This is a genomic window from Actinoplanes sp. NPDC051537, from assembly GCF_055586105.1.
Genome location: NZ_JBVJIU010000008.1, coordinates 280,881 through 301,996 on the forward strand (window position 1 = coordinate 280,881; position 21,116 = coordinate 301,996).

Annotated in this window: 21 protein-coding genes; 10 read left to right on the forward strand and 11 right to left on the reverse strand. The window is 72.3% G+C overall.

The window, feature by feature from the left end:
- Positions 1–154: 154 nt before the first annotated feature.
- Genes ACZ6TB_RS21515 through ACZ6TB_RS21530 form a run of 4 tightly spaced genes read right to left on the reverse strand, consistent with a single transcriptional unit; the run spans position 155 to position 4,111 of the window.
- On the reverse strand, positions 155–829 hold the full coding sequence (locus tag ACZ6TB_RS21515) for an activator of HSP90 ATPase (RefSeq protein ID WP_465556313.1): 675 nt from the start codon (positions 827–829) through the stop codon (positions 155–157).
- Between the two features lie 27 nt (positions 830–856).
- A complete protein-coding gene (locus tag ACZ6TB_RS21520) occupies positions 857–1,714 on the reverse strand; it encodes a bifunctional DNA primase/polymerase (RefSeq protein WP_465556314.1) in 858 nt (285 codons plus the stop codon).
- Between the two features lie 20 nt (positions 1,715–1,734).
- Positions 1,735–2,772, reverse strand: a complete 1,038-nt coding sequence (locus ACZ6TB_RS21525) for a beta family protein (RefSeq protein WP_465556315.1) — start codon at positions 2,770–2,772, stop codon at positions 1,735–1,737.
- 37 nt (positions 2,773–2,809) lie between these two features.
- Positions 2,810–4,111, reverse strand: a complete 1,302-nt coding sequence (locus ACZ6TB_RS21530; protein ID WP_465556316.1) for an AAA family ATPase — start codon at positions 4,109–4,111, stop codon at positions 2,810–2,812.
- Between the two features lie 251 nt (positions 4,112–4,362).
- Between ACZ6TB_RS21530 and ACZ6TB_RS21535 the strand changes: the two genes are divergently transcribed.
- From ACZ6TB_RS21535 to ACZ6TB_RS21555, 5 genes are all read left to right on the forward strand, one after another.
- The gene (locus tag ACZ6TB_RS21535; RefSeq protein ID WP_465556317.1) at positions 4,363–4,746 is read left to right on the forward strand and encodes a YbaB/EbfC family nucleoid-associated protein; all 384 of its coding nucleotides are present in this window, start codon (positions 4,363–4,365) and stop codon (positions 4,744–4,746) included.
- A complete protein-coding gene (locus ACZ6TB_RS21540; protein ID WP_465556318.1) occupies positions 4,739–5,050 on the forward strand; it encodes a type VII secretion target in 312 nt (103 codons plus the stop codon). Before ACZ6TB_RS21535 ends, ACZ6TB_RS21540 begins: the two co-directional genes overlap by 8 nt.
- Positions 5,047–6,345, forward strand: a complete 1,299-nt coding sequence (locus tag ACZ6TB_RS21545) for a WXG100 family type VII secretion target (protein WP_465556319.1) — start codon at positions 5,047–5,049, stop codon at positions 6,343–6,345. The genes ACZ6TB_RS21540 and ACZ6TB_RS21545 overlap by 4 nt, the downstream gene beginning before the upstream one ends.
- Positions 6,332–6,799: a hypothetical protein gene (locus ACZ6TB_RS21550; protein ID WP_465556320.1), complete on the forward strand. Its 468-nt coding sequence runs from the start codon at positions 6,332–6,334 to the stop codon at positions 6,797–6,799. The genes ACZ6TB_RS21545 and ACZ6TB_RS21550 overlap by 14 nt, the downstream gene beginning before the upstream one ends.
- A 64-nt stretch (positions 6,800–6,863) precedes the next feature.
- Entirely contained in the window at positions 6,864–8,669 is a 1,806-nt protein-coding gene (locus ACZ6TB_RS21555) for a GAF domain-containing SpoIIE family protein phosphatase (protein WP_465556321.1), read from the forward strand.
- Here ACZ6TB_RS21555 and ACZ6TB_RS21560 read toward each other — a convergent pair.
- The 3 genes from ACZ6TB_RS21560 to ACZ6TB_RS21570 are packed head-to-tail and all read right to left on the reverse strand — an operon-like array spanning position 8,580 to position 11,646.
- The gene (locus tag ACZ6TB_RS21560; RefSeq protein WP_465556322.1) at positions 8,580–10,058 is read right to left on the reverse strand and encodes a hypothetical protein; all 1,479 of its coding nucleotides are present in this window, start codon (positions 10,056–10,058) and stop codon (positions 8,580–8,582) included. The genes ACZ6TB_RS21555 and ACZ6TB_RS21560 overlap by 90 nt on opposite strands.
- Entirely contained in the window at positions 10,055–11,083 is a 1,029-nt protein-coding gene (locus ACZ6TB_RS21565) for a hypothetical protein (protein ID WP_465556323.1), read from the reverse strand. The genes ACZ6TB_RS21560 and ACZ6TB_RS21565 overlap by 4 nt, the downstream gene beginning before the upstream one ends.
- Positions 11,080–11,646: a hypothetical protein gene (locus ACZ6TB_RS21570; RefSeq protein ID WP_465556324.1), complete on the reverse strand. Its 567-nt coding sequence runs from the start codon at positions 11,644–11,646 to the stop codon at positions 11,080–11,082. Before ACZ6TB_RS21570 ends, ACZ6TB_RS21565 begins: the two co-directional genes overlap by 4 nt.
- A gap of 155 nt (positions 11,647–11,801) precedes the next feature.
- Here ACZ6TB_RS21570 and ACZ6TB_RS21575 point away from each other — a divergent pair, with 155 nt between their 5' ends.
- The gene (locus ACZ6TB_RS21575; protein WP_465556325.1) at positions 11,802–12,086 is read left to right on the forward strand and encodes a DUF427 domain-containing protein; all 285 of its coding nucleotides are present in this window, start codon (positions 11,802–11,804) and stop codon (positions 12,084–12,086) included.
- 28 nt (positions 12,087–12,114) lie between these two features.
- Here the strand turns inward: ACZ6TB_RS21575 and ACZ6TB_RS21580 are convergent, their stop codons facing one another.
- A complete protein-coding gene (locus ACZ6TB_RS21580; RefSeq protein WP_465556326.1) occupies positions 12,115–12,447 on the reverse strand; it encodes a hypothetical protein in 333 nt (110 codons plus the stop codon).
- Positions 12,448–12,493: 46 nt separating this feature from the next.
- Complete coding sequence (locus ACZ6TB_RS21585; protein ID WP_465556327.1) at positions 12,494–12,907, reverse strand: YbaB/EbfC family nucleoid-associated protein; 414 nt, start codon at positions 12,905–12,907, stop codon at positions 12,494–12,496.
- A gap of 170 nt (positions 12,908–13,077) precedes the next feature.
- Between ACZ6TB_RS21585 and fxsA the strand changes: the two genes are divergently transcribed.
- The 3 genes from fxsA to ACZ6TB_RS21600 are packed head-to-tail and all read left to right on the forward strand — an operon-like array spanning position 13,078 to position 16,301.
- Positions 13,078–13,263 carry an FxSxx-COOH cyclophane-containing RiPP peptide gene (gene fxsA / locus ACZ6TB_RS21590; RefSeq protein ID WP_465556328.1) on the forward strand — a complete coding sequence of 62 codons (186 nt, stop codon included), beginning with the start codon at positions 13,078–13,080 and terminating at the stop codon, positions 13,261–13,263.
- Between the two features lie 4 nt (positions 13,264–13,267).
- The gene (locus ACZ6TB_RS21595) at positions 13,268–14,587 is read left to right on the forward strand and encodes an aKG-HExxH-type peptide beta-hydroxylase (RefSeq protein WP_465556329.1); all 1,320 of its coding nucleotides are present in this window, start codon (positions 13,268–13,270) and stop codon (positions 14,585–14,587) included.
- Between the two features lie 25 nt (positions 14,588–14,612).
- Positions 14,613–16,301, forward strand: coding sequence for a putative bifunctional diguanylate cyclase/phosphodiesterase (locus tag ACZ6TB_RS21600; RefSeq protein ID WP_465556330.1), 1,689 nt, complete (start codon positions 14,613–14,615; stop codon positions 16,299–16,301).
- Positions 16,302–16,989: 688 nt separating this feature from the next.
- On the opposite strand, the gene fxsT is transcribed toward ACZ6TB_RS21600, so the two are convergent.
- Positions 16,990–19,419 carry an FxSxx-COOH system tetratricopeptide repeat protein gene (gene fxsT / locus ACZ6TB_RS21605; RefSeq protein WP_465556331.1) on the reverse strand — a complete coding sequence of 810 codons (2,430 nt, stop codon included), beginning with the start codon at positions 19,417–19,419 and terminating at the stop codon, positions 16,990–16,992.
- 51 nt (positions 19,420–19,470) lie between these two features.
- On the opposite strand from fxsT, the gene ACZ6TB_RS21610 reads away from it, so the two are divergent.
- A complete protein-coding gene (locus ACZ6TB_RS21610) occupies positions 19,471–19,788 on the forward strand; it encodes an STAS domain-containing protein (protein ID WP_465556332.1) in 318 nt (105 codons plus the stop codon).
- Here the strand turns inward: ACZ6TB_RS21610 and ACZ6TB_RS21615 are convergent.
- Complete coding sequence (locus tag ACZ6TB_RS21615; RefSeq protein ID WP_465556554.1) at positions 19,778–21,115, reverse strand: MFS transporter; 1,338 nt, start codon at positions 21,113–21,115, stop codon at positions 19,778–19,780. The genes ACZ6TB_RS21610 and ACZ6TB_RS21615 overlap by 11 nt on opposite strands.
- Between the last annotated feature and the right edge of the window lies 1 nt (position 21,116).

The window sequence follows — 21,116 nt, forward strand, 5'->3', positions numbered from 1 at the left end:
CGCGCTCACCGCGCTCACCGCGCTCACCGCGCTCACCGCGCTCACCGCGCTCACCGCGCTCACCGCGCTCACCGCGCTCACCGCGCTCACCGCGCTCACCGCGCCCACCGCGCCCACCGCGCCCACCGCGCCCAGCTTCCCCGAGGGCGCGACCTCAGTTGTCCGGCGACGGATCCGCGGCCGTAGTGACCACCGCGTAGGCCGCCAACGGCGCCCACCTCTTGGTCCACTCCTCCCGCCGCGTCTCGAAAGTCGCGTCGTCCAGCCCGAACGTCGACACCGTCACCTCCACCCGCGCCGCCTCGTGGCGGTCCAGCGGCACCCGGCCGGCGACCACGACCAGCGCGTCCTCCGCGTCGACCGTCCACGCCACCCGCGAGCCGAATCGCTCCCACCCGCTCTCGGCCAGCGTCAGCGCCTGCCGCCCGGTCGTCTCCCCGGTCAGGTAGAGCGTCCGCCGCCGTCCGGCCGGCCGCGCCTCCAGCAGGTATCGCAGCTGGACCAGAAACGCCCGCCACCCCTCCTCGATCGCGTCGTACCGCTCCGGGCCGCCCGGACCGCCGCCCTCCCGAAACACCCGCACCCGGGCCTGATCGTCCCCTCCGGACACCTCCAAAGAGGACCCGTCGGCCCAGCCCATCCGCTCCGGCGCCCACAAGGTCGCCTCGTCAACGAAGATCTGCCGAATCTCGCCGTCGAGCCCGTCGTAATCCCAACCGAACCACTGACGCAGCACGGCCGTCTGCGTCACGGCCTCCCACACCTCGTCCCGGCCCGCGTTAACGGCGACGTCCACGTCGTACGGCTTCAGCCCGCGTTGATCGGTCATGCCCCCATCATTGGGGCAAACGGATGATCACGCCACGTGTCGGCCCGCTTCGGGATCGATCGGTGACCGTCGACCCGCGTTGAGCCCGGACCGGACCGTCCGCCGCGCCTCGGCCCGCCCCAGACCGGCATTCCGCGCGGCCGCCTCGAGCTCGCGCACGGCGTCGCTCGCGTCGAGCAGACCGCCGCCGACAAGCCGCCCGAGCGCGAACGCGGCCCGGTTGAGCGTGTCGTTGCGCGTGCCCACGGGAGCGGTCGCCACCCGGTCGGCCTCGGCCAGGAGGGCGGCCCGCCCATAGCGGTCCGGATGCGCGATCGGCCGGATCGAGCGCCGCGCCACCGACGCCACCGGCCCCACGATCAGATCGCGGAGCGAGGCCGGCCCGGCGGGCAGCCCGTCACCCGGACGGCGCACCCATCGATAGTCGGCGCCGCGGGCGTGCCGCGACGGCGGGGCCACCACATAGCCACCGACCCCGCGCCAGTCGAGCCCCGGCAGCAGGCGCACGCGATTGCCGTACCCCAGCGGCTCGAACCACAGATGCCAGCCGCCCCCGCCCGTACGCACGCGCGGCCCCGGCGGCAGCTCCCCGCCGAGCAGGTGGGTCAGACCGTGCCAGCCCTCGGCCGAGTCGATGTCGGCCACATCCATCGTGATGCCCGTGCGCAGCCCGACATTCGCCTCCGGCCAGCGGCTCCACCAGAGCTCGATCAGGCGCGGGTCGGTGCTGGCCTCGTTCAGACCGTGTCGCAGTCGCGGGTGCTTGCCAGGACTGTCGCATCGGACTCCCTTGTCGCAGGAACAGCCGCCGCCCGGGTCAGGCGTGTGCACCGGCAGGACCGGGATCCCGTGCCGGGCGTACGCCAATGCGGCTGTGAGCAACATTAGAACAAGCGTACGACAGTTTATCGCCCCGTCAGAGATTCCAGGACATGGGCGATATGGTGTGAAGTGCTCCACGAGATCCAGCTCGCCGAACTGCCCCCGCCACGCGCCGTCCGCGCCCGCCGGGCGATCTCCGCGTCACCCCACGAGTAGCGCGCCCCCGCCGCCGGCCATTGCGGCGAAGCCACCAGCGTGCGGCAAAGATCGTGGCAACGGTCGTCGTCACGACCGCCCCGGCGCGCCCACCGATAGATCCACCAGTCGTTGTCGGCGGTGTACCGCAACGTCGGAAGCTGCCGATGCCGCTGCACCCCGAACCGCCGCACCGGCGAGGTCACGCCATAATCCGCGTACCCCACGCCGGGCTCGCCCAGCCGCGCCCACACCCGCGCGTCGAGCCGCCCCACCGTGACCGCCCGATCGGTGGGCAGATCGTCGAGATTGGCCGGCATCGCCCCGGATGCCACGCTCACCGACCGCCACGGCAGCCCCCGCGCCCAGCGCAGCACGCGGCGGCACTGCTCCTCGACGGCGTCCGCGTGCGTCGCGCAGGCCGTCTCGGCCAGGTCGATCAGCAGGTCGACCTCCTCGATCTCCAGCCCCGAGCCGCGCAGCATCCGCCCGGTGACCTCGTTCGCCTCGGCCGCGTTCCCGGCGTCGACATGCGGCTGAAGCCGCAACACCGCACGACGCAGGTGCATCCGGGCAGCAAGTCCGTGGGCGGCCAGGCGACGATTGCTTTCGTACGCCCGGAGCACCGGCAACATGGTCACGCCCAGGCCCGCCAAAGCCTCCGCCAGGTCGAGCGCCGGCCGAGCGAACCGGTCCCGCGGCTCGGGCAGCCCACCGAAGTCGATCCCGATCGCCCCCGCACGCGGCGGCAGCTCCCGGATCAACGCCAGCACGTCCGGCCCCGGCTCGACCTCGAGGATCGGCATGACCCGCGCCTCGTCCCCCGGCGCCAGATGACTCAGCGCCGCCAGCTCACCCCGGCGCGGGCGCAGGATCGGACGATAGACGTCCTCCCGCAACGAGCCCGCCGTCGTGAATACCGCCATTCACTCACGGTAGCGAGTCGTGTCGGATCCGCGACACTCATGTATATAGATGTGCGAGTATTGCCTGATTTGCCTCCCAACCGTCGGGGAACTTGACCGGCACGTTCAGGTGCACGGGCTCGGTCGACGGATGCGCGTCGAGCAGCTCCGCGATGCCGGCCCGGGCCACCACCACGCAGGCGTGCCGATGGCGCGAGGTGAGCACGCAGAGTCGCCCCGACTCCAGGTGGAACGCGGTGGCATCGCGCCGCCCCGAGAGCGGATGCAGCACGATGGTCAGGTCGTACTCCCGCCCCTGCAGCCGGTTTGCGGTGTCGACCGTGACGCCGGCCGCCTCGGGCGGAAGCAGCGCGCGGATCGCCGCGGCCTGGTCACGGTGCGCGGCCCCGATCGCGACGCGCGCCGGCGTCAGGGGCTGCTCGCCCTGCTCCGACGACGCGACCGCCCCCCGGGACAGCGCCCGCCCGGCCAGCTGCGCACACGCGGCCGCGGCCTCCCCATCCGTACGAATGGTGAATCGCTCTTGAAGTTGATGCAGTCCCCACCCGGTCGCCGCCGCCGCGTCGAGAACCTCGTCGAGCGGCCCGGTCGCCGCCCCGCCGAACCGCAGCGCGCGATCGCCCGGCCCGGTGCCCGACCGGAACCCGGTGAACGGGTAAAAGGCCTCCGCCACCACCGACGCGGCCGAGTGCGGCAACCGCCACGACACCGGCAGGCGATGCACCGGCAGCTCCGGGTTGTGCCGCAGCAGCACCGCCACCGCGCTCTGCATCGGATCCCACGACAGCCCCGTCCACCGATCGACCTCGACGGTCGAGAACGGGTCGAGCTGCCCCGGATCGCCCACGAACAGCGCCCGCTCGAACCGCGGCGCGACCCGCAGCAACGCATCGGAGCGCATCTGGTACGCCTCGTCGACGATCGCCCACGGCCAGGTGCCCTCGGAGACGGTCGCCCACTTGGCCGCCGTGCCGATCGTGACCGCCGGCGACCCGAGATCGGCCACCTTCGCACCGACCCGGCAGGCCGGATGATCCCGTACGCGTGCGGATGGCTCGTAATCGACCGCCGACAGCCGCCCGACGCCGACCCGCGGCGACCGCGCCCCCAGCCGCTCGATGAGATCGTCAACCTGCTCGTTGGTCTGCGCGACAATCATCAGCGGCGCCCCCGAGGCCGCGAGCTCGCCTGCCGCCCGCACCACCAGAGTCGACTTCCCGGCCCCCGGCGGCGAGTCGACCACGACGCCGCGATGGTCGCCGACGCGCAGGTCACGCAGCACCGCGTCGATGACACGGGCCGCCTCGGCCGCCGGGCTGACCGGCTGGTTCGCATTCACCCGGGCACCGTAGCGCGGCCCACCGACAGTTCTGCGGTTATCCACAGGCCGCCGCCTACCAGCCCACCCACGGTTACGTGGGTGGGCCTGCTCACCTGGGCCGTTCACCTTGGCCGTCCGTACCAACCCACCCACGTAACCGTGGGTGGGCCGGCTCAGCTCAACTCCACCCGGCGTTATCCACAGGCCCCGGCGGGATGTTGGCGGGCGGGTCTACCTTGAGGCTGAGGTTGCGAGATGGAGGTTGATCAATGTTCGACGCTAAGAATCTCGATGCGGCCGAGCGCATGGTCGACGACTGGCAGGCCGGCATCGAGGCACGCGCGGCGCAGGCGCGTGAGCTGTCGGCGCGGCTCGCCCGGCTGTCCGCGACCGCCCGCAGCGACGATCGGCTGGTCACCGTCACCGTGGGCGCCTCCGGTGACCTGACCGGGCTCACTCTGGACGAACGCACTCGTCAGCGGCCGGCCGCCGAGACGGCGCGGGCGATCCTGGCGACCCTGGGGCAGGCGCGGGCCCGGCTGACTGCGGCGGCCACCGAGGTGACGGAGCAGACGGTGGGCGCCGAGTCGGAGACGGGACGGGCCGTCATCGCCTCCTACGCCGGCCGGCTGGGTGGTGAGCGCGATGTTTGAGCAGGTGTCGGTGCGGCATCCCGATCTGCTGACGCACGCGACCACGGTCGCGGGCATCGGCGATCAGGTCACGACGGCGGCGGCGGCCGGCAGCGCGGTCAGGCCGGGCGTCGACGCGTACGGGAAATTGTGCGTGATGGTTCCCGTCATGCTCGCGGCGCTGCAGGATGTCCTGGTTTCGGGCATCGAGTCGGCGGCCGGCTCGCTGGAGGACACGGCGGTGCGGCTGCGCACGACGGCGCAGAGCTACGAGGCGACCGACCAGTTGCGGGCGGCCGTGTTCGACAGCATTCGCAGCCCATGACCGCGGCGGCGAATCCGCTGGTGGCGACGGCCGCCGAGGATTCGCCGGGGGCGTGGTCGGGCGTCTGGATCGCCGAGGACATCGAGCAGATCGCCACCGGCGTCCGCGACAACAACTGGGTCACCGGCACCCTGGGCGTGGCCGGCGCGGGCCTCGACGCCCTGGCCATGGTGTCCGATCCGGTGGGCGCGCTGCTGCAGTACGGCATCGCCTGGCTGATCGAGCACGTGAAGCCGCTCTCCGAGGCCCTCGACTGGCTGGCCGGCGACCCCGCCCAGATCACCGCGCACGCCCAGACCTGGCGAAACACGGCGGGCGCGCTGACCGCGAACGCGGAGGCCCTCTCCTACGCCGTACGCGCGGACACCGTCGAGTGGACGGGCACGGCCGCCGATGCGTACCGCCGGTGGGCCGCCGACCGGGAGCAGGCACTGCGCGCCCTGTCTCGCGCGGCCGACACGATGGCCCTGATGACCGAGGGCGCCGGCCTCCTGATCGGCACGGTGCGCCTGATGGTCCGCGACGCGGTGGCCACGGTCGTCGCGCGGCTGATCTCCTACGCCGCCGAGCTGGTCGCCACGGTCGGCGCGGCCACCGGCTGGGTGGTCGAGCAGGTGACCTCGTTGTGCGCATTGTGGGGAGCGAAGATCGCCCGGTGGTTGCGCGACCTGATCGCCAGCATCCGCCGGCTTCTCACTGAGAGCGACCGCCTCGGCAAGGCGGTTGACGGCCTGAAGCGATGGCTCTCCGAATCGCACTCCAACGAGGGCGGGGAGAGGCCGACTGGCCCGGGCGATCCGGGGTTCGACCCGGGAAAGCACAAGGGCGCCCTCGGCCCGGCGTTCCACCCGGGCGTCGTCGACCCGGCCGGCACCTTTCGCGGCAAGGAGGCCGCCATCGCCGATCGTCTCGCCGAGGAGGGATCGATGGTGCATGCCCGCGTCAACGAACACATCGAGTACCTGTCCAGCCCCGATTCGATGGTTCGCGCCGGCCCCGACGACCCTGGGACGGTGACCGAGTTCAAGACGCTGAACAGTGGCACGAGCAGTTCGGTCAAAAAGAACCTCATCGAGGCCGGCCACCAGCTGATCCAGCACGGCGGAGGCACCCTCGTCATCGACGGCCGCGGCGCCGGTCTCACGATGGACGAGGCGCAGCGCGGCTACGCGCGGGCGGTAGGCCAGGTCCGGGCGCACGGCGGCGACCTTCCGGAACGGGTTCGTGTCATCCTTGCCAACGGGACCATCGCCGACATTCCGGAACGAACAGAAGCAGGCTATGGCGACTCGTGAGCACATCTTCCTCTCGGCCGGCGCCACACCCGGCGATGTGGCGTCGTGGCTGGCCGCCGAGCTGACCATGACCGTCCGGCACGACGACCGCGGCAACACCTACGTCGTGCGGCCCGCCTACGCCCATGACGGCGAGATCGTCGTCCTCGTGCGGGACAACGTCATCGCCGATCCGGCGCCCGAACCGGGCGAGGAGTCCCTCACCGACACCTTCACGACGATGCTCGAGCTCGATTACACCGGCCGTGACGAGCGGATTCGTCTCGACGAGGCGAAGCGGCTCTTCGCGGCCATCAGCGCCAAGGCCCAGTCGCCGACAGCGCTGCTGTCCGGCCTCGATCTTCTGATCGGCGTGGCCGCCGCGGGCGGCGGACCCATCTGGCTGCCGGCCGGAACGACGCCGGAGTTCGACGACCGTGAGCTGTGGCTGCCCTACCGACCGTCCGCGGTCTGAACGGAGGGTCGGCAGCGCCCGGTTGCGCCGGTAACCTGGCAAGCCTGGGCGGCCGGGGGGCGACGTGCTGCGGGGAGACTTGGTCGAGACGGCTGGTGGCGTTCTCGGGGATCCGGAACGCCTGCGGGCGGTCCGGCGGCTCGGGCTGGGCGCGCACGCCGACGCCGCGTTCGATCGGATCGCGGTGCTCGTCGAGCGGCTCGTGGACGCGCCCGTCGCGCTGGTCACCGTGCTCACCGGTGAGCGGCAATATCTGCCGGGGCAGGTCGGGCTGCCCGAGCCGCTGGCCGAGACGCGGGAGATGCCGCTCACCCACTCGCTGAGCCGGCACGTCGTCGAGGACGGGCGCATGCTGGTCGTTCCGGACACCCGGGACGATCCCCGCATGAAGGACAACCTCGCGGTGCAGAACCTTCAGGCCATCGCCTTCGCGGGCGTGCCGCTCACCGATTCTGACGGGCATGTGCTCGGCACCCTCGCGGTCATGGATCGCGAGCCGCGGGCCTGGACCAAGAGCGAGATCGCGCTGCTCATCGAGCTCGGCGAGGTCTGCTCCTCGGAGTTGCGGCTGCGGATCGCCCGGGAGATCGCGGACGAGGCGCGCCGGGCCGCCGAGTCGGCGCACGACCAGCTCAGCCTGCTCGGGGAGCTGACCGAGACGCTCACCGCGACCATGGACATCGACGACGCGCTGAGCCGGCTCGGCCGGACGGTCGCCGGCCGGCTCGCCGATTGGTGTGTCGTCGCGCTGGCCGAGCCGTCCGGCTCCGTGCGCCATGTGTCGGCCGCGCACCACGACCCGGCGTACGCCGACCTCGCCGACCGCCTCGCCCAGCTCGCCGCCGCCGCCCCCAGAGAGATGAAATCGCTGGTCGCGTCCGTGCAACGCACCGCGCTGCCGATCCGGGAGGATGCCGCCGACCCCGGCTCGCTGCGTGCCCGGATCACGCCGGGCGAGATTGTGGAGATCGCCGAGCGGATCGGCCTCGCGTCCTATCTGGTCGCGCCGATCACCGCGCCCGTCGGCCGCCGCATCATCGGCGTGATCATTCTGGTCAACGGGTCGCGGACGGGGGCGTTCGGCGAGGCCGAGGAGCGCACCGCCGCCGAGATCGGCCGTCGCGCGGGGCTCGCCGTCGACAACAGCCGGCTCTACGGGCGGCAGCGCCACGTCGCCGAGGTCCTCCAGCACAGCATGCTTCCCGAGCTGCCCGAGATTCCCGGCGTCGAGCTGCACGCCCGCTATCTCCCGGCCCAGGTCGGCGCGGCCGTCGGCGGCGACTGGTACGACGCCTTCGTCCAGCCCGACGGCAGCGTGATGCTCGCGGTCGGCGACGTCTCCGGCCATGACATCGAGGCGGCGGCGACGATGGGCCAGGTCCGGAATCTGGTGCGCGGCGACGCGTACGGCCGGGACGACGAGCCCGGCCCGCTGCTGGCGCAACTGGATCGGGCGCTGCATGGACTCAAGATGCCGGCCGCCGCCACCGCCGTGCTGGCCCGCCTGCGCCGCGCCCCGAGCGGGTATGAGCTGACCTTCGCCAACGCCGGCCACCCGCCGCCGATCCTGCTGCGCCCGGACGGCGAGGTCGAGGTCTGGTGGGAGTCGCCCGAGCCGCTCCTCGGCCTGGTCCCGCGCGACATCCGCAGCACCCACCGCCGGCGCATGAATCCGGGCGACACCCTGCTGCTCTACACCGACGGCCTGGTCGAGAACCCGGCGCAGCTCATCGACGAGGGCATCCGCCGCATCAAGGCGGCGATCAAGGGTTGCGAGGCACTACCCGCCGAGGAGGTCTGCACCCGCCTGCTCGGCACCGCGGTCCGCCGGGACGACGACATCGCGCTCCTGGTGATCAGGTTCGACTGACGGCGGTCCGCCGTGCGTCCACGGCGTCGCGGCCGGATCGGGAAACGCCGCCCCCGGCCGACAGGCCTCGCTCAGCGTCGTGAGCAGCAGCGCCTCACCCACCGCCGGCACGCTCCCGGGCTCGGCGACCAGCTTGCGCCCCATGCCGCCGGAGAGCTCCAGCAACACGTCGTATCCGGTGGCGGTCGGCGTCACGGACACCACGCGCGCCTTCTGCGACGGCCGCGCCGGCGAGGTCAGCGACGCACCCGCCTCGACCCGGACCGTCTCGGTCGTCGCCACCATGATCCGCGGGCGCAGCACCGGCCGCTTGCCGCTGTCGTCGACGCGATCGGGGTTGGCCAGCGTCACCACCCCACCGAACGCGGCCCCGGCCAGCCGGTATTCGGCCATCACCAGCGGATCGTCGAACGCCCGCTGCGTCGCATATCGAGCCGCCGCGTTCTCCAGCCGCTGCAACCGGGCCGCCGCCGCGACCGCGCCATCGCGGCGGGGCTGCGGCGCGCCATCCTCGGCCAGATGCTGCACGTACGCCGAATAGGTGTCCCGATCCCCGTCCCATCGCGACCCGACCCGGTCCCCCGCCGGCAGCCCCCGCAGCAACTCCACCGACCGCCACATCCCGTCCCAGGTCGGCAGCAGCAGCTCGTGAAGCACATCGGACAGCGCCGGATCGCCGGCCGAGATCAGCGGCGCGAGCACGTGGTTGTCGAAGTCGGGGTCGGTCGCCGGTCCCGCCACCGGCCCGCGCTCGGCCTCCCGGGCGGCCGCCGCGCCCGACTCGATCCAGGCCAGCAGCGAGCCCAGATGCGCGTCCTCGGCGCCGCTCTGCCCGGTCGCCCAGTGCAGCCCGAGCGCCTGCACCGTGGTGAGCAGCAGGGACGACCCCGGCATCTCGGACGCGCCGGCCAGGAACGTCAGCCACTTCCCGAGCAGCGGCACGGTAGGCGGCACCGGGTAGTCCCCGTCGACCGACCGGAACCGCGTGGACCGACCGAACAGCCGCAGGAAGTCGATGCCGCCGGTGTTCGGCACCCAGACCTGCGGCGCGTCGACGAACCGGTGCCGGACGTCGCGCCCCCGGTCGACGGCCACCGCCTCGGTCTCGGTGGCGAACGACATCAGGTACGGGACGAGCTCGCCGGCCAGCTCGGCGGCGAACGCGAACCGGTCGTCCCGGTTGCGCGGCTGGCCGACGACGAGCAGCCGGGGCTTGTCCGGATCGGTGCCGACCATGGCCGCGAGCGGCGCGTTGGCCTCGCCCGCCATGGCCAGCGGGATGAGCACGAACGGCCGCTCGTGCACATGCAGATGCCGCACGGTGGCGATGGGCTGGGCCCGCCCGGCCGCGAAGGCTTGTGCCCGCGCGAGCGCGACGAGCGTACTCACGAAAGCGCCTCGGACCGTAGGCGAGCCGCCTGGCGCAGGAGAGCCGCCGCCTCCTCCTGCTCGGGGGTCGGCGTCGCCGCGCCGGACGACAGGTCCAGGGCGTGCGCGATCCGGTCGATGCCGCCGAGCGACTCGCGCACCGACCGGCCCAGCCCGGCCGCCTCCCCGTGAGCCTCGTCCCGGCAATATACCGACATTTCACATGAAGAAAGACATTCCGGTGCATATCGGGCAGAGATCGTCGACAAAGCGGAGATCAACACGGCTGGCGACAACGCGAGATCGAAGGACAAATCGGGCGGCAGCGACGCGATCAAATCGCCTACCGAGGACATACGGGACAACTGCCGCTTGAGCGTCGAAAGCTGCTTCCGCACGTCGATAGCCACCGCAACCGGCTGGAACGAGAAGTTGGCCGGGCAGACGAGCACGACCTCGTGGCTGACCCGGTCCTCGCCGAGCAGCGCCCGCAACGCCAGCACGTAGACGGCGGCCTGCACGGCGGCGGCCGAGACCTTGGCCGCATCGGCCTGCCCGTCCACGATCGCGAACGACTTGATCTCGACGACCCGCAGCCGCCCCTCGCTCTGGAACGCGATCAGATCCGGTTCGAGGAACACGGTCTGCCCGGCGATCGAGAGCGTCAGCAACGGGTGGTCGATCAGGCCCGGTCGCGACGACGCGAGCAGTTCCCGCGTACGCCCATGTCGTGCATTCAAGGTGTCGTCGGCGTCCTCGCCGAGATCTTGATAGCCGATCGCGCCCACGTCGAGCACCGACCGCAGCAGCGCGCAGTCGTCCGCCTTGAGCATCGCCTCGAACGCGTTCCCCCGGGCCAGCGCGAACCGCGACTGCCCGAAGTTCCCCGGGAACCCGATCCGCTCGGCCAGCTTGACCTTGTCGATCCCGGCCGCGTCCAGCACCGCGCGCCGCGAGCAGCCCGGGTTGCCGGTCAGCGCCGCGATGGTCCGCGCGTTGTGCCGCTTGGCCTTCGCCGACCCGCGGAGCTGATCGAGCCGGCTCACCCGTTTCCCCGCTGGTGAGGCACGATCGGCAGGCCGAACAGCTGCTGACGCGCATCGAGACGCCCGGCTCGCTCCACGGCCGCCTCCCGCGCGGGCGCCTCTTCCGCGATCTTGGCGATCAGCCGCGGATCCGCCAGCGCCGCACGCGCCGCGTCCGCAAGATCAAAAGATTCCGGCCCCTCCGGTACGCGCTGAGCCAGCGCCCGCAGCAGACCGGCCGCCGCCCGCCCGGCCCCCGGCGCCATCGCCACGAACTCGGCCACCCGCACCACCATCGCCAGCTCGTCCGCGCGCCGCACGGCCGGTGTCACGATCCGCCGTTCGAGTGGCCACTCCGCCAGCGCGAGCACGCCCGGCGCCGCCGTCAGGTCGGGCCGCAGCGCCGCGCACACCCCCGGCACCGGGTTGCGCTCGATCTCGGCCAGCGCCGCCTTCGACAGGTCGCCGTCGAACAGCGCCGCGTGCACCTCGACCAGCAGGTGGGCGGCCGCGGGCGCGCCGAGCAGCAGCAACGCGTGGCGCGCCTGCTCTCCGGTCGTGGGTAGCGTGCTCAGACCGTTCACCGGACCGCTTCTCGTCGGGGGGCATCTCGGCGGATCGACTCTAGATCTTCTTACACCGACGGGCAATGTGGGGACGAGTCGCCACGTTTCACCCGCGATGGCGATTAACGTTCGCATATCGGACGCCTGCCGGGTTCCGCGCTACGTTCGACGGTATGCCGAAGGCCATCTGGAACGACGAAGTTATCGCCGAGAGCGACGACACCGTGGTTGTCGAGGGCAACTACTACTTCCCGCGCGAGTCACTGCGGGAGGAGTTGCTGCTGCCCTCCGACACCCACACCGTCTGCCCCTGGAAGGGCAAGGCGTCCTACTACACGCTGTCGTCCAACGGGCACACCGCGCCCGATGCCGTTTGGTTCTACCCCGAGCCCAAGCCCGACGCCAAGGCCGTCCGGGACCGGGTTGCCTTCCGCAAAGACGTCCGAGTCGAATCCTGAAACCCGTGAGGCCCGCTCACGCACCGGTTCACGCGATGCGCGGGTGGGCCTCCTCGATCGCGGAGACCTCGAGGTAGTCGAGCATGTCCCGCTGCTCCTCGGGATCCAGCGCCCCGAACGCCTCGTAGGCCGACTCCCGCGAGTGAGCGGTCTCGGCCGCGAGCAGCGCGATGATCGCCGACCAGGCCAGCGAGACCCGGTCGAAGAGCCGCGCCCGCCGCAGCGAGGTCAGCCGGCTCAGCATCGCCACCTTGGTCGCGGCGTCGTCGTCGTGCGCGATCCGGTCCGACAGCTCGAAGAGCGCCTTGCCCCGGTACGGGTGCTCGGCCTCGACCATCCTGGCCAGTTCGGCATTGCTCATCCGGTCGACCGCGGGCGCCGGACCGCGCCGCGGAAGCTGGGGAACCTCACCGGGCACGACTGTCCCTTCCACTCTCGTATCCGTTGCCGGGCAGTTGCTGCGGCAGGGTGGGCACACTCTGGAACGTCGGGAACGGCATGACCGGCATCGCCGGCCCGTCCGGCTCGCCGGCGGCCTGCCGGGTCAGCGTCGCGAGCAGCACCCGGCCGGCCTCGCGCTCGGCGCCGACGGTCTCATCGACCGCCGCCGCGACCCGCTGGGCCAGCGCCGCCTGAGCCCGCCGCATCGTCCGCAAGATCTCGTCCGACAAGGTCGCGCCGCTAAGTCTGCGCGCGCCGTCGTCCAGCCGCAGCCCGGTCACGACCCCCGCGCCGGCGACGGTCACGGTGACCACGCCGTCGTCACCGGTTGCGGACGCCGACAGCGCCGCGAGCCGATCCGCGAGATTTCCATCCGGCACAGTTTGTCCTCCGTTGCCGACTTTCATGCTGTTGGCGTCCAATGAGATCACGGCCGCGCAACGGCGGCATCCGCACCCGCCCGCTCCGCCCGGGCATCACCCACCCCGGCGACCACCGTAACCTTGCCGCAATACATTGATTGTCACCGCCAACGGGGAGAGTGGGTGTCGTGGACCGGACGACCGACAACGACACCGGCGAGTGGCGTTCCCCACTGGTCGACTTGTCGGACATGTCGCTGGAAGACCTGACATCTCGCAACCCTGACGGCGCGCTTTCGGCCAGCCTCCGCCGCCTGGCCGCCGAGCGCGACGAGCCGGACGAGCCGATCGCCGGCTTCAACTCGGCCCTCTGATGTCGTGCGGACCTTCCACCTCGCGGACGCCGATCTGGCGAGCCTCGCCGCCGGCCGCCCGTCCCCCGGGACGCTCGCCGTCCTCCGCCGGGCCGAGATCAGCCGTCACCTGCTCCTGATCACCGAGCTGCACCGCCGGGGCGGCACCTTCCCGACGTGGTACGCGGACCGCGGCGCCCGGTCCGACCCGATGGCCGCCCTGCACACCGCCACCCTCCTGGCCGCACCCGCCGACGTCACGCTCGAGCGGGTGACCGCCACCCGCCACCTGACCGCGACCCACGAGGGCCTGACCCTGCGCGTCCGCCTCGAGGACACGGATCCCGTCCGCTCCCGGCTGGGCCTGACCCCGTCCCCTCGCTTGACCGCGGACGAGGCGGCGGAGTGGCAGCGCCTCTTCACCGCCGCGTGGCGCCGGCTGGTGACCCGGCACCGCCCGGCCGCCGAGGTCCTGGCCGCCGTCCTCACGGTCCTGGTCCCGATCGAGCCCGACCCCGGCGCCGCCGGCTTGAGCGCCACGTCCGCCGACGCGTACGGCGCGGCCGCCCTCTCGACCCCCGCCGACCCGCTCTCCTTCGCGGTCGGCCTGCTGCACGAGACCCAGCACAGCCTCCTGAACGCCACCCGAACCCTCTTCGACCTGTTCACCCCCGGCGCCCCCGCCACCTACTCGCCGTGGCGCGACGACCCGCGCCCGCAGTTCGGCCTCCTGCACGGCGCCTACGCCTACCAGGCCGTGACCCGCTTCTGGCGCACCGAACGCGGCGACGGCCCGACCGGCCGGCTCGCCGAGTTCGAGTTCGCGCGCTGGCGCTCGGCCGTGGCCGACGCCACCGGCGCCCTCCTCGACGGCGGGCACCTCACCGCCGCCGGGTCGCGGTTCGTGCGGGCCATGCGGGACGAGGTCACTCCCTGGCCGGCCGAGCCGGTCGACCCGGTCGTCGCGCGGCTCGCGGACGGGGCCAACGCCGATCACCGCGTCCGGTGGCGCCGGCGCAACCTGGCCATCGAGCCCGGCGCGCTGGCCGATCTGGTCGCGGCGTGGCACGGCGGACGACCGGCCCCGATCCCCGAGCCGACGCTGCGGCCCGCCACCGGGCGCGCCCTGGAGGCGAGCGCGCGGCTGGACCCGATCCGGCGGTACCTGCGGGGTGAGGCCGAGACCGCACCGGACGCGTATCCGGAAATGCTCGGACCGAAGGGCGCCCGGTCGATGAGGGAGCGGCCTGAGCTCGTACGCGCGGCTTGCCTTGCTCTTCCTGATGTTGATCAGGACACAGTCGCCGCCTGGCTGGACAGATCTCTCAACTCGCCGTCCCGGTGACCGATGGAAGGCGCGGAGGTGAGTCATGAGTTCCAGCAAGGCACTGGATCGGGTTCGTCGTTGCATCGACGAGGCCATGATCTTCGCGTCCTTGATGGTGCTGGCGTGGCCGTTGGTCTTCGGCCCCCTGAACGCCGAGGACGCCGGGCTGCTCGACTGGTTGCTGCCGGTCGGCATCGTCATCGTCGTCAGCATCGTGGTCTCGAAGCTGGCCGACCGCTGGCCGCTCGCGCAGTACGCACCGGTGAGCGCCGGCGTCGTGATGGCCGCCCTGCTCAACTCCGGTGAGCGCGGCGCCGAGGCCGAGCTCACCTGGCTGATCATCATCGTGGCCGGGGCGATCCTGGTCCGGCAGTTCCTGGGCGCCCGCACCAACGAGGGCCTCATGCGCGACCTCACCCGGCAGCGGGCCCAGCTCGCCCGCCAGGCGTTCCGCGACCCGCTCACGGGCCTCGGCAACCGGACCATGTTCATGGACCACGCCCACGACGCCCTGGCCGACGCCGACGACACGATGACCGCCGTGATCCTGCTCGACCTCGACGGGTTCAAGGGCGTCAACGACACGTACGGCCATGCCGCCGGCGACGAGCTGCTGCGGGTGACCGCCGAGCGGCTCAATGCGAACGTGCGCGCCAACGACACCGTCTCCCGCCTCGGCGGCGACGAGTTCGTGGTGCTGCTGCCGCGGCTCACCGACGACCAGATCGCCGACACGGTCGCCAACCGCATACTGCGCGACCTGCTCCAGCCCCTGGTGGTCGGCGACATCGTGCTGACCATCCGGGCCAGCGCCGGCATCGCCATCACCCGCGGCGCCCAGCACGACGTGGACGCCATCCTGCGCGAGGCCGACGCCGCCCTCTACCAGGCCAAGGACGACGGCAAGGGGGTGGCCCGCCGCTTCGACCCGGCCCGTTTCGCCCAGGCCGAGCAGCGCCGCCACGACGAGGACGACCTGCGCCACGCGCTGGCCCAGCAGCAGTTCGAGGTCTACTACCAGCCGATCGTCGACCTGGCCGGCGAGCACACCGTGGGCGTCGAGGCCCTGGTCCGCTGGCGTCACCCCGAGCGCGGCCTGCTCGCGCCGGCCGCCTTCCTGGACCTGGCCGAGGACCTGGGCATGATGCCCAAGCTGGGCATCTGGGTGCTCGAGCAGGCGTGCGCCCAGGCCGTCGAGTGGCAGCGCGACAATCCCGACTTCGAGCTCAACGTCAACCTCTCGGCCTCCCAGCTGAGCAGCCCCACCCTGACCGACGACATCCGCGCGGTGATCGAGCGAACCGGCATCCCGTCCCGCCTGCTGGTCCTGGAACTGACCGAGTCGGTGGCCCTGGTCGACCTGACCGAGTCGGCCCGGGTCCTGGGCTCGCTGAAGACTCTTGGCGTACGCATAGCCCTCGACGACTTCGGCACCGGCTTCTCGTCGCTGAGCCACCTGGGCACGCTCCCGGTCGACGTGGTTAAGATCGACCGCTCCTTCGTCCAGGCCATGCCGGAGAGCGCCACGGGCGCGTCGGTCGCGGAGGCCGTGCTGCAGATCGCCCGCACGTTCGGTTTGGCCCCGGTGGCCGAAGGCGTCGAAGATGAAGCCCAGGCCGCCCGCCTGCGTGATTTGGATTGCGCGCAGGCGCAGGGATATCACTTCGCGAGGCCGATGCCGGCATCGGGAGTTAGCGAGCTGCTGACATCGCAGGCCGCCCTCCAGCCGTAGGGCTCCTGTCGCCGCTGCCCTGTCGCCCTGTCGCCCTGTCGCCCTGTCGCCCTGCTGTACCCCACCCCGTTCACTGGGTGGGGTGCAGTAAAGCACCGACGACCGACATTTTCGGCCCGCTGTCCACAGGCGGGAGGCATTCAAAAGATCAGAATCATGCGGAGATACGGGATTCTCGGAGCGGCCACCCGCACAAACCGAGCCCCGCCAAGTCGCCCCGCGACCCAGGCGGCCGGCAGCGCCGAAGCGCGCCTCTCGCGTGTAGTCCTGGCTCACAGACCGGCCGCACCGAGTCGCCCAGCCACCCACGACATCGCCGAGCCGCAATCGCACACAACTGAGCCGGCCGACCCAAGTTTCGGCACCACGATCGCGGACCGCCCAGCATCCGCACCGCCACGGCCACCGGGATCCGCACGTCGCGACCGCCCAGCACCCGCACCGTCACGCCAACCCAGCACCCGCACCGTCACGCCCCGCCCGCGGATCCGCACCGTCGCGACCGCCCCGCACCCGCACCATCGCGCCAGCCCAGGGATCCGCACCGTCACGACCACCCGGCGGCGGGAAGCAGCGCAGATCGGCCATCGGCAAAGCCGCCACCGCTACTGTTCCCCCACCCCGTTCACTGGGTGGGGTCGAGCAAAGCACCACCCCCCGACAACTTCCCCCGGTTTCCACAGGGAGATCAGAGCGGCGGCAGGTCGACCTCGGTCTCCAAGCGCTCCCCCGCCGCCACCCGCACCAGCTGCGGATGGCCCTCCCCGTACACCTTCGCCAACGCCGCGGTCACCTGGTGGCGGGCTTCCTCATCGCCGCCGTCCACGACGGCGTTCCAGGCGCAGGCCAGCGTGTCCGGGTGCTCGGCGCCCCTCAGGAGGTGGGAACGCTGCCATGTGTCGGCGGCTATTTGCTGGGCCTCCTGGCGCTCGCCCACGCCGACCAGGTCGGTGGCGTAGCCGTTCGCGCAGGCCAGTGTGAACGGGTGGTCGGCGCCCACGCTGCGCCGCAGGCCGTGCAGGGCCTCCTGGTCTATGCGGCGGGCCTCGACGTGGCCGCCGCCCGCGCGCACCACGCCGGCCAGGCCGGCCGATGCCGCCAGCGTGAACGGGTGGTCGTCGCCGAGCAGGGAGTGGTAGCGCACCACGGCCCGTTCCAGCAGGTCCAGGGCCCGGCCCAGGTCGCCGGCCGCGGTTGCCGCGTTGGCCAGCGTCACCATCGCGCCCAGCGTCTCGACGTGCAGGTCGCCGAAGCGCCGGCGGGTCAGCTCGACCGTCGTCTCGGCCAACGCCACCGCCTCGGGGCGGCAGCGCCGGCGGGCCGCCATCGCGCCGACCCGGGCCGCCCAGAGCGCGAACGGGTGGTCCTCGGCCAGGGCGAGCACGCCGGAACGGGCGCCGGCCAGCATCTCGGCCGCGCCCGCGTAGTCGCCGAGGCCGAACAGGTCGTACGCGAGACCGGCCCGCGAGGACAGGATCTCGGGGTGACCGTCGGCGAGGACCGCCTGGCGGTGCCGCAGGGTCTGCTCGTCCAGCGATCGGGCGCCCCGGAAGTCGCCGAGCAGGCGCAGGTCGGCGGCCAGGTTGTTGGCGCAGCGCAGGGCTGTCGGGAATCCCTCGCCGAACAGCCGCCGGTAGCGCACCAGGTTGTCGCCGTCGAGCTGGCGGGCCTGCCCGAAGTGGCCGCGGATGCGCAGGTCGGCCCCGACGCTGTTGGCCGTCGCCAGGGTCGTCTCGTCGTCGCCGCCGAGCACCGTGCGCTGCGAGCGCAGCGTCTGCTCGTTCAGCACCCGGGCCTCGGCCGTGCGGCCGAGCGCGCGCAGGGCGTTGGCCAGGTGGAACGAGGCCAGCAGGGTCTGCTCGTCGGTTTCGCCGAGTGAGTCGCGCCAGCGGGCGACCGCGGCGGCGGCCAGGTCCCGGCTGGAGTCGTAGTCGCCGCTCGCGTACAGGTAGCGGACGCAGTTGATCACCAGCTGGCGGATCTCCTCGGTGCCGGCGCCGAGCACGTCGGAGTGGACCAGGTGCGGGGTGAGCTCGGCGTACCGGGGGCGGCCGGTCGGGTCGTCGGGATCGCCGGGGTCGGCCGCGGCCAGCATGCCGCGGACGGTGGCCAGCAGCGCGGCGTGCCGGTCGGAGCTGAGGCCCTGGCCGAGGATGCCGCGGGCGAGCGGGTGCACGAACAGGCTCTCGCCCGGCGGGTCGAGCTCGGCCAGGCCGTACCGGCCGATCAGCCGCAGCGTGGCCTTGAGCCGGCGCTCGACCCGGACGGCCGGCGCCAGTTCGGCCGGGAGCGGCAGCACGCGGGCGCCCCAGAGCAGCCGCCACGAGACCGGGGCGCTGCCCAGGAACGCGCCCAGCTCGAGCAGCTGGTAGGCGGCCGGGGAGTCGGTCCGCAGCGCGTCGGCGGCCAGTCCCCAGGCCACCCGGACCGGGGTGGGGAAGGCCAGCTCGTCGGCGCGGGCGTCGAAGCGGGTCAGGTACTCCTCGACCGGCCAGCCGGTCATCGCCCGGGTCGCGGCGGCCAGGTACAGCGCCATCGGCACGTCGCCGAGGCGCACGGCGACCCGGTCGGCGTCGGCGGCGGCGAGCTCCGGATTGCGCCCGCGCAGCAGGTCGACGCTGTCGGCCCGCTCGAAGACGCCGACCGGCAGGGACTGCGCCACCTCGACCGGCCAGCGCGGGTTGCGGCTGGTCACCAGCACGTGCCCGGCGCCGCTCGGCAGGTACGCCTTGATCTCCTCGGGACGGTTCGCGTCCTCGAAGACGACCAGCCAGTTGCGATAGGGCTCGCCGCGGCTCAGCGCGTCGCGTACGGCCGCAAGCGTTCGGTTGAGATCGCCGGTCTCCGGCAGGCCCAGCTCCTGGGCGAGGCCGATCAGCGCCTGCCGCGCGCCGGCCGACTGCTCGGACGGGATCCACCACACCAGGTCGTAGGTCTCGGCGTATCGATAGACATATTCGACGGCGAGCTGGGTACGTCCGGTGCCACCCAGCGGGTGCTCCTCGCCGGGCAGCAGCACCACCGGGCCGGAGGAGAGCAGGCCATGCAGGCGGGAGAGAAGATCCTCGCGACCCACGAATCCGGGGTTACGCGGCGGCAGACCACCCAGGATCGGCATGCCGATTACCGTACGTGGAAACGTGACGACTGTGGAAGAAGGACGACTCTGTTGCCTGATGAGATCGTGACCAGTCTGGACACCTCACCCGAGGTCACCACCGTGGCCCTGCGCGGCGAGGTCGACGTGCTCACCGTCGACCAGGTGCGGGTGGCGCTCGAGGAGGCGCTGGCCGCCCGGCCCCGGGAGATCGTCGTCGATCTCCGCGAGCTCACGTTCGTCGACTCGACGGGTCTGGGCGCGCTGATCTCCGGGTTCCAGCGCGCCCGGGACGCGGGCATCCGGTACCGCCTCGCCCACCCCACCCGGATCGTCCGGCAGATCCTGGTCCTCAGTGGACTGCTCGAGGTGGTCGAGATCACGCCTTAGAGGTGACGAGCCCGATGCCCGGCGCGATCGGTGCAAGGCGCTTGCCGGCGAAGAGCATGAGACTGAGCAGGCTGGCGAGGATGGCGAGCGCTCCGGCGCCATACCAGGCGGCGTTGTACGTGCCGAGCTGGTCGCGCAGCAGGCCGGCGCTCGTGGCCGCGATCGCCGCGCCGAACTGGTGCGAGGCGAAGACCCAGCCGAAGACGATCGGCCCGGAGGCGCCGAAGTACTCCCGGCACAGCGTCACCGTCGGCGGCACGGTGGCCACCCAGTCGAGCCCGTAGAACAGGATGAAGACGACCATGCTCGGGTGCGCGCTCGCCGCGAACAGCGACGGCAGCACCAGCAGCGACAGCCCGCGGCCGAAGTAGTAGACGCCGAGCAGCACCCGGGAGTCGACCCGGTCGGTCAGCCAGCCGGAGACGATGGTGCCGGCGATGTCGAACAGGCCGACCAGCGCGAGCAGGCTCGCGGCCGTCGTCTCGGCCATGCCGTGGTCGTGCGCGGCCGGAATGAAGTGGGTGCCGACCAGCCCGTTCGTCGTCGCGCCGCAGATCGCGAAGCCGCCGGCGAGCAGCCAGAACGGCCGGGTGCGGGCGGCCTGCCCGAGCGCGCGCAGGGCGGTGCGGGCGGCGCCGGCCGGGGCGATCGGCTTGGGCTCCTCGAACGAGCCGCCGTACGGTCCGACGCCGAGCGACGCCGGATGGTCGCGCAGCTTCCACCAGACCAGCGGCGCGGCCAGCAGGGCCACGCCGGACACGGTCAGCGCGGCGACCCGCCAGCCCTGGCTCTCGGTGAGCCGGGCCAGCACCGGCAGGAAGACCAGGTTGCCGGCCGCCCCGCCCGCGGTCAGCACGCCGGTGACCAGGCCGCGGTGCTTCACGAACCACCGGTTGGCGATCACCGCGACGAAGCCGAGCGCCATCGAGCCGGTGCCGAGCCCGACCAGCACACCCCAGCACAGGATGAGCTGCCAGCTCGAGCGCATGAAGACGGTCAGCCCGGAGCCGGCCGAGACCAGCAGCAGCGCGCCCAGGATCACGCGCCGGATGCCGAACCGTTCCATCAGTGCCGCCGCGAACGGGGCGGTGAGCCCGTAGAGCAGCAGGTTCACCGAGACGGCGGCCGAGATCGTGCCGAGCGACCAGCCGAACTCGTCGTGCAGCGGCCGGATCATGACGGACGGCGTGGCCCGGAAGCCCGCCGCGCCCACCAGGGCGACAAAGGCAATCAAAGCAACAAACCAGGCGGGATGGATCCTGTACGTCTTCTGCACGCACCCATACTGCGCAATCCGGCCCGGCCGGACGAGTGGCCGGAAGGCCATC

What these genes read in the sequence shown, in the direction of transcription:
- ACZ6TB_RS21535 (WP_465556317.1), top strand. Translation starts at nt 4,363, where the DNA reads ATGTTCGACGCTAAGAATCTCGATGCGGCCGAGCGCATGGTCGACGAC.
- ACZ6TB_RS21540 (WP_465556318.1), top strand. Translation starts at nt 4,739, where the DNA reads ATGTTTGAGCAGGTGTCGGTGCGGCATCCCGATCTGCTGACGCACGCG.
- ACZ6TB_RS21520 (WP_465556314.1), bottom strand. Translation starts at nt 1,714, where the DNA reads ATGTTGCTCACAGCCGCATTGGCGTACGCCCGGCACGGGATCCCGGTC.
- fxsT (WP_465556331.1), bottom strand. Translation starts at nt 19,419, where the DNA reads ATGCCGATCCTGGGTGGTCTGCCGCCGCGTAACCCCGGATTCGTGGGT.
- ACZ6TB_RS21550 (WP_465556320.1), top strand. Translation starts at nt 6,332, where the DNA reads ATGGCGACTCGTGAGCACATCTTCCTCTCGGCCGGCGCCACACCCGGC.
- ACZ6TB_RS21515 (WP_465556313.1), bottom strand. Translation starts at nt 829, where the DNA reads ATGACCGATCAACGCGGGCTGAAGCCGTACGACGTGGACGTCGCCGTT.
- ACZ6TB_RS21575 (WP_465556325.1), top strand. Translation starts at nt 11,802, where the DNA reads ATGCCGAAGGCCATCTGGAACGACGAAGTTATCGCCGAGAGCGACGAC.
- ACZ6TB_RS21525 (WP_465556315.1), bottom strand. Translation starts at nt 2,772, where the DNA reads ATGGCGGTATTCACGACGGCGGGCTCGTTGCGGGAGGACGTCTATCGT.
- ACZ6TB_RS21580 (WP_465556326.1), bottom strand. Translation starts at nt 12,447, where the DNA reads ATGAGCAATGCCGAACTGGCCAGGATGGTCGAGGCCGAGCACCCGTAC.
- ACZ6TB_RS21600 (WP_465556330.1), top strand. Translation starts at nt 14,613, where the DNA reads ATGAGTTCCAGCAAGGCACTGGATCGGGTTCGTCGTTGCATCGACGAG.
- ACZ6TB_RS21545 (WP_465556319.1), top strand. Translation starts at nt 5,047, where the DNA reads ATGACCGCGGCGGCGAATCCGCTGGTGGCGACGGCCGCCGAGGATTCG.
- ACZ6TB_RS21615 (WP_465556554.1), bottom strand. Translation starts at nt 21,115, where the DNA reads ATGGCCTTCCGGCCACTCGTCCGGCCGGGCCGGATTGCGCAGTATGGG.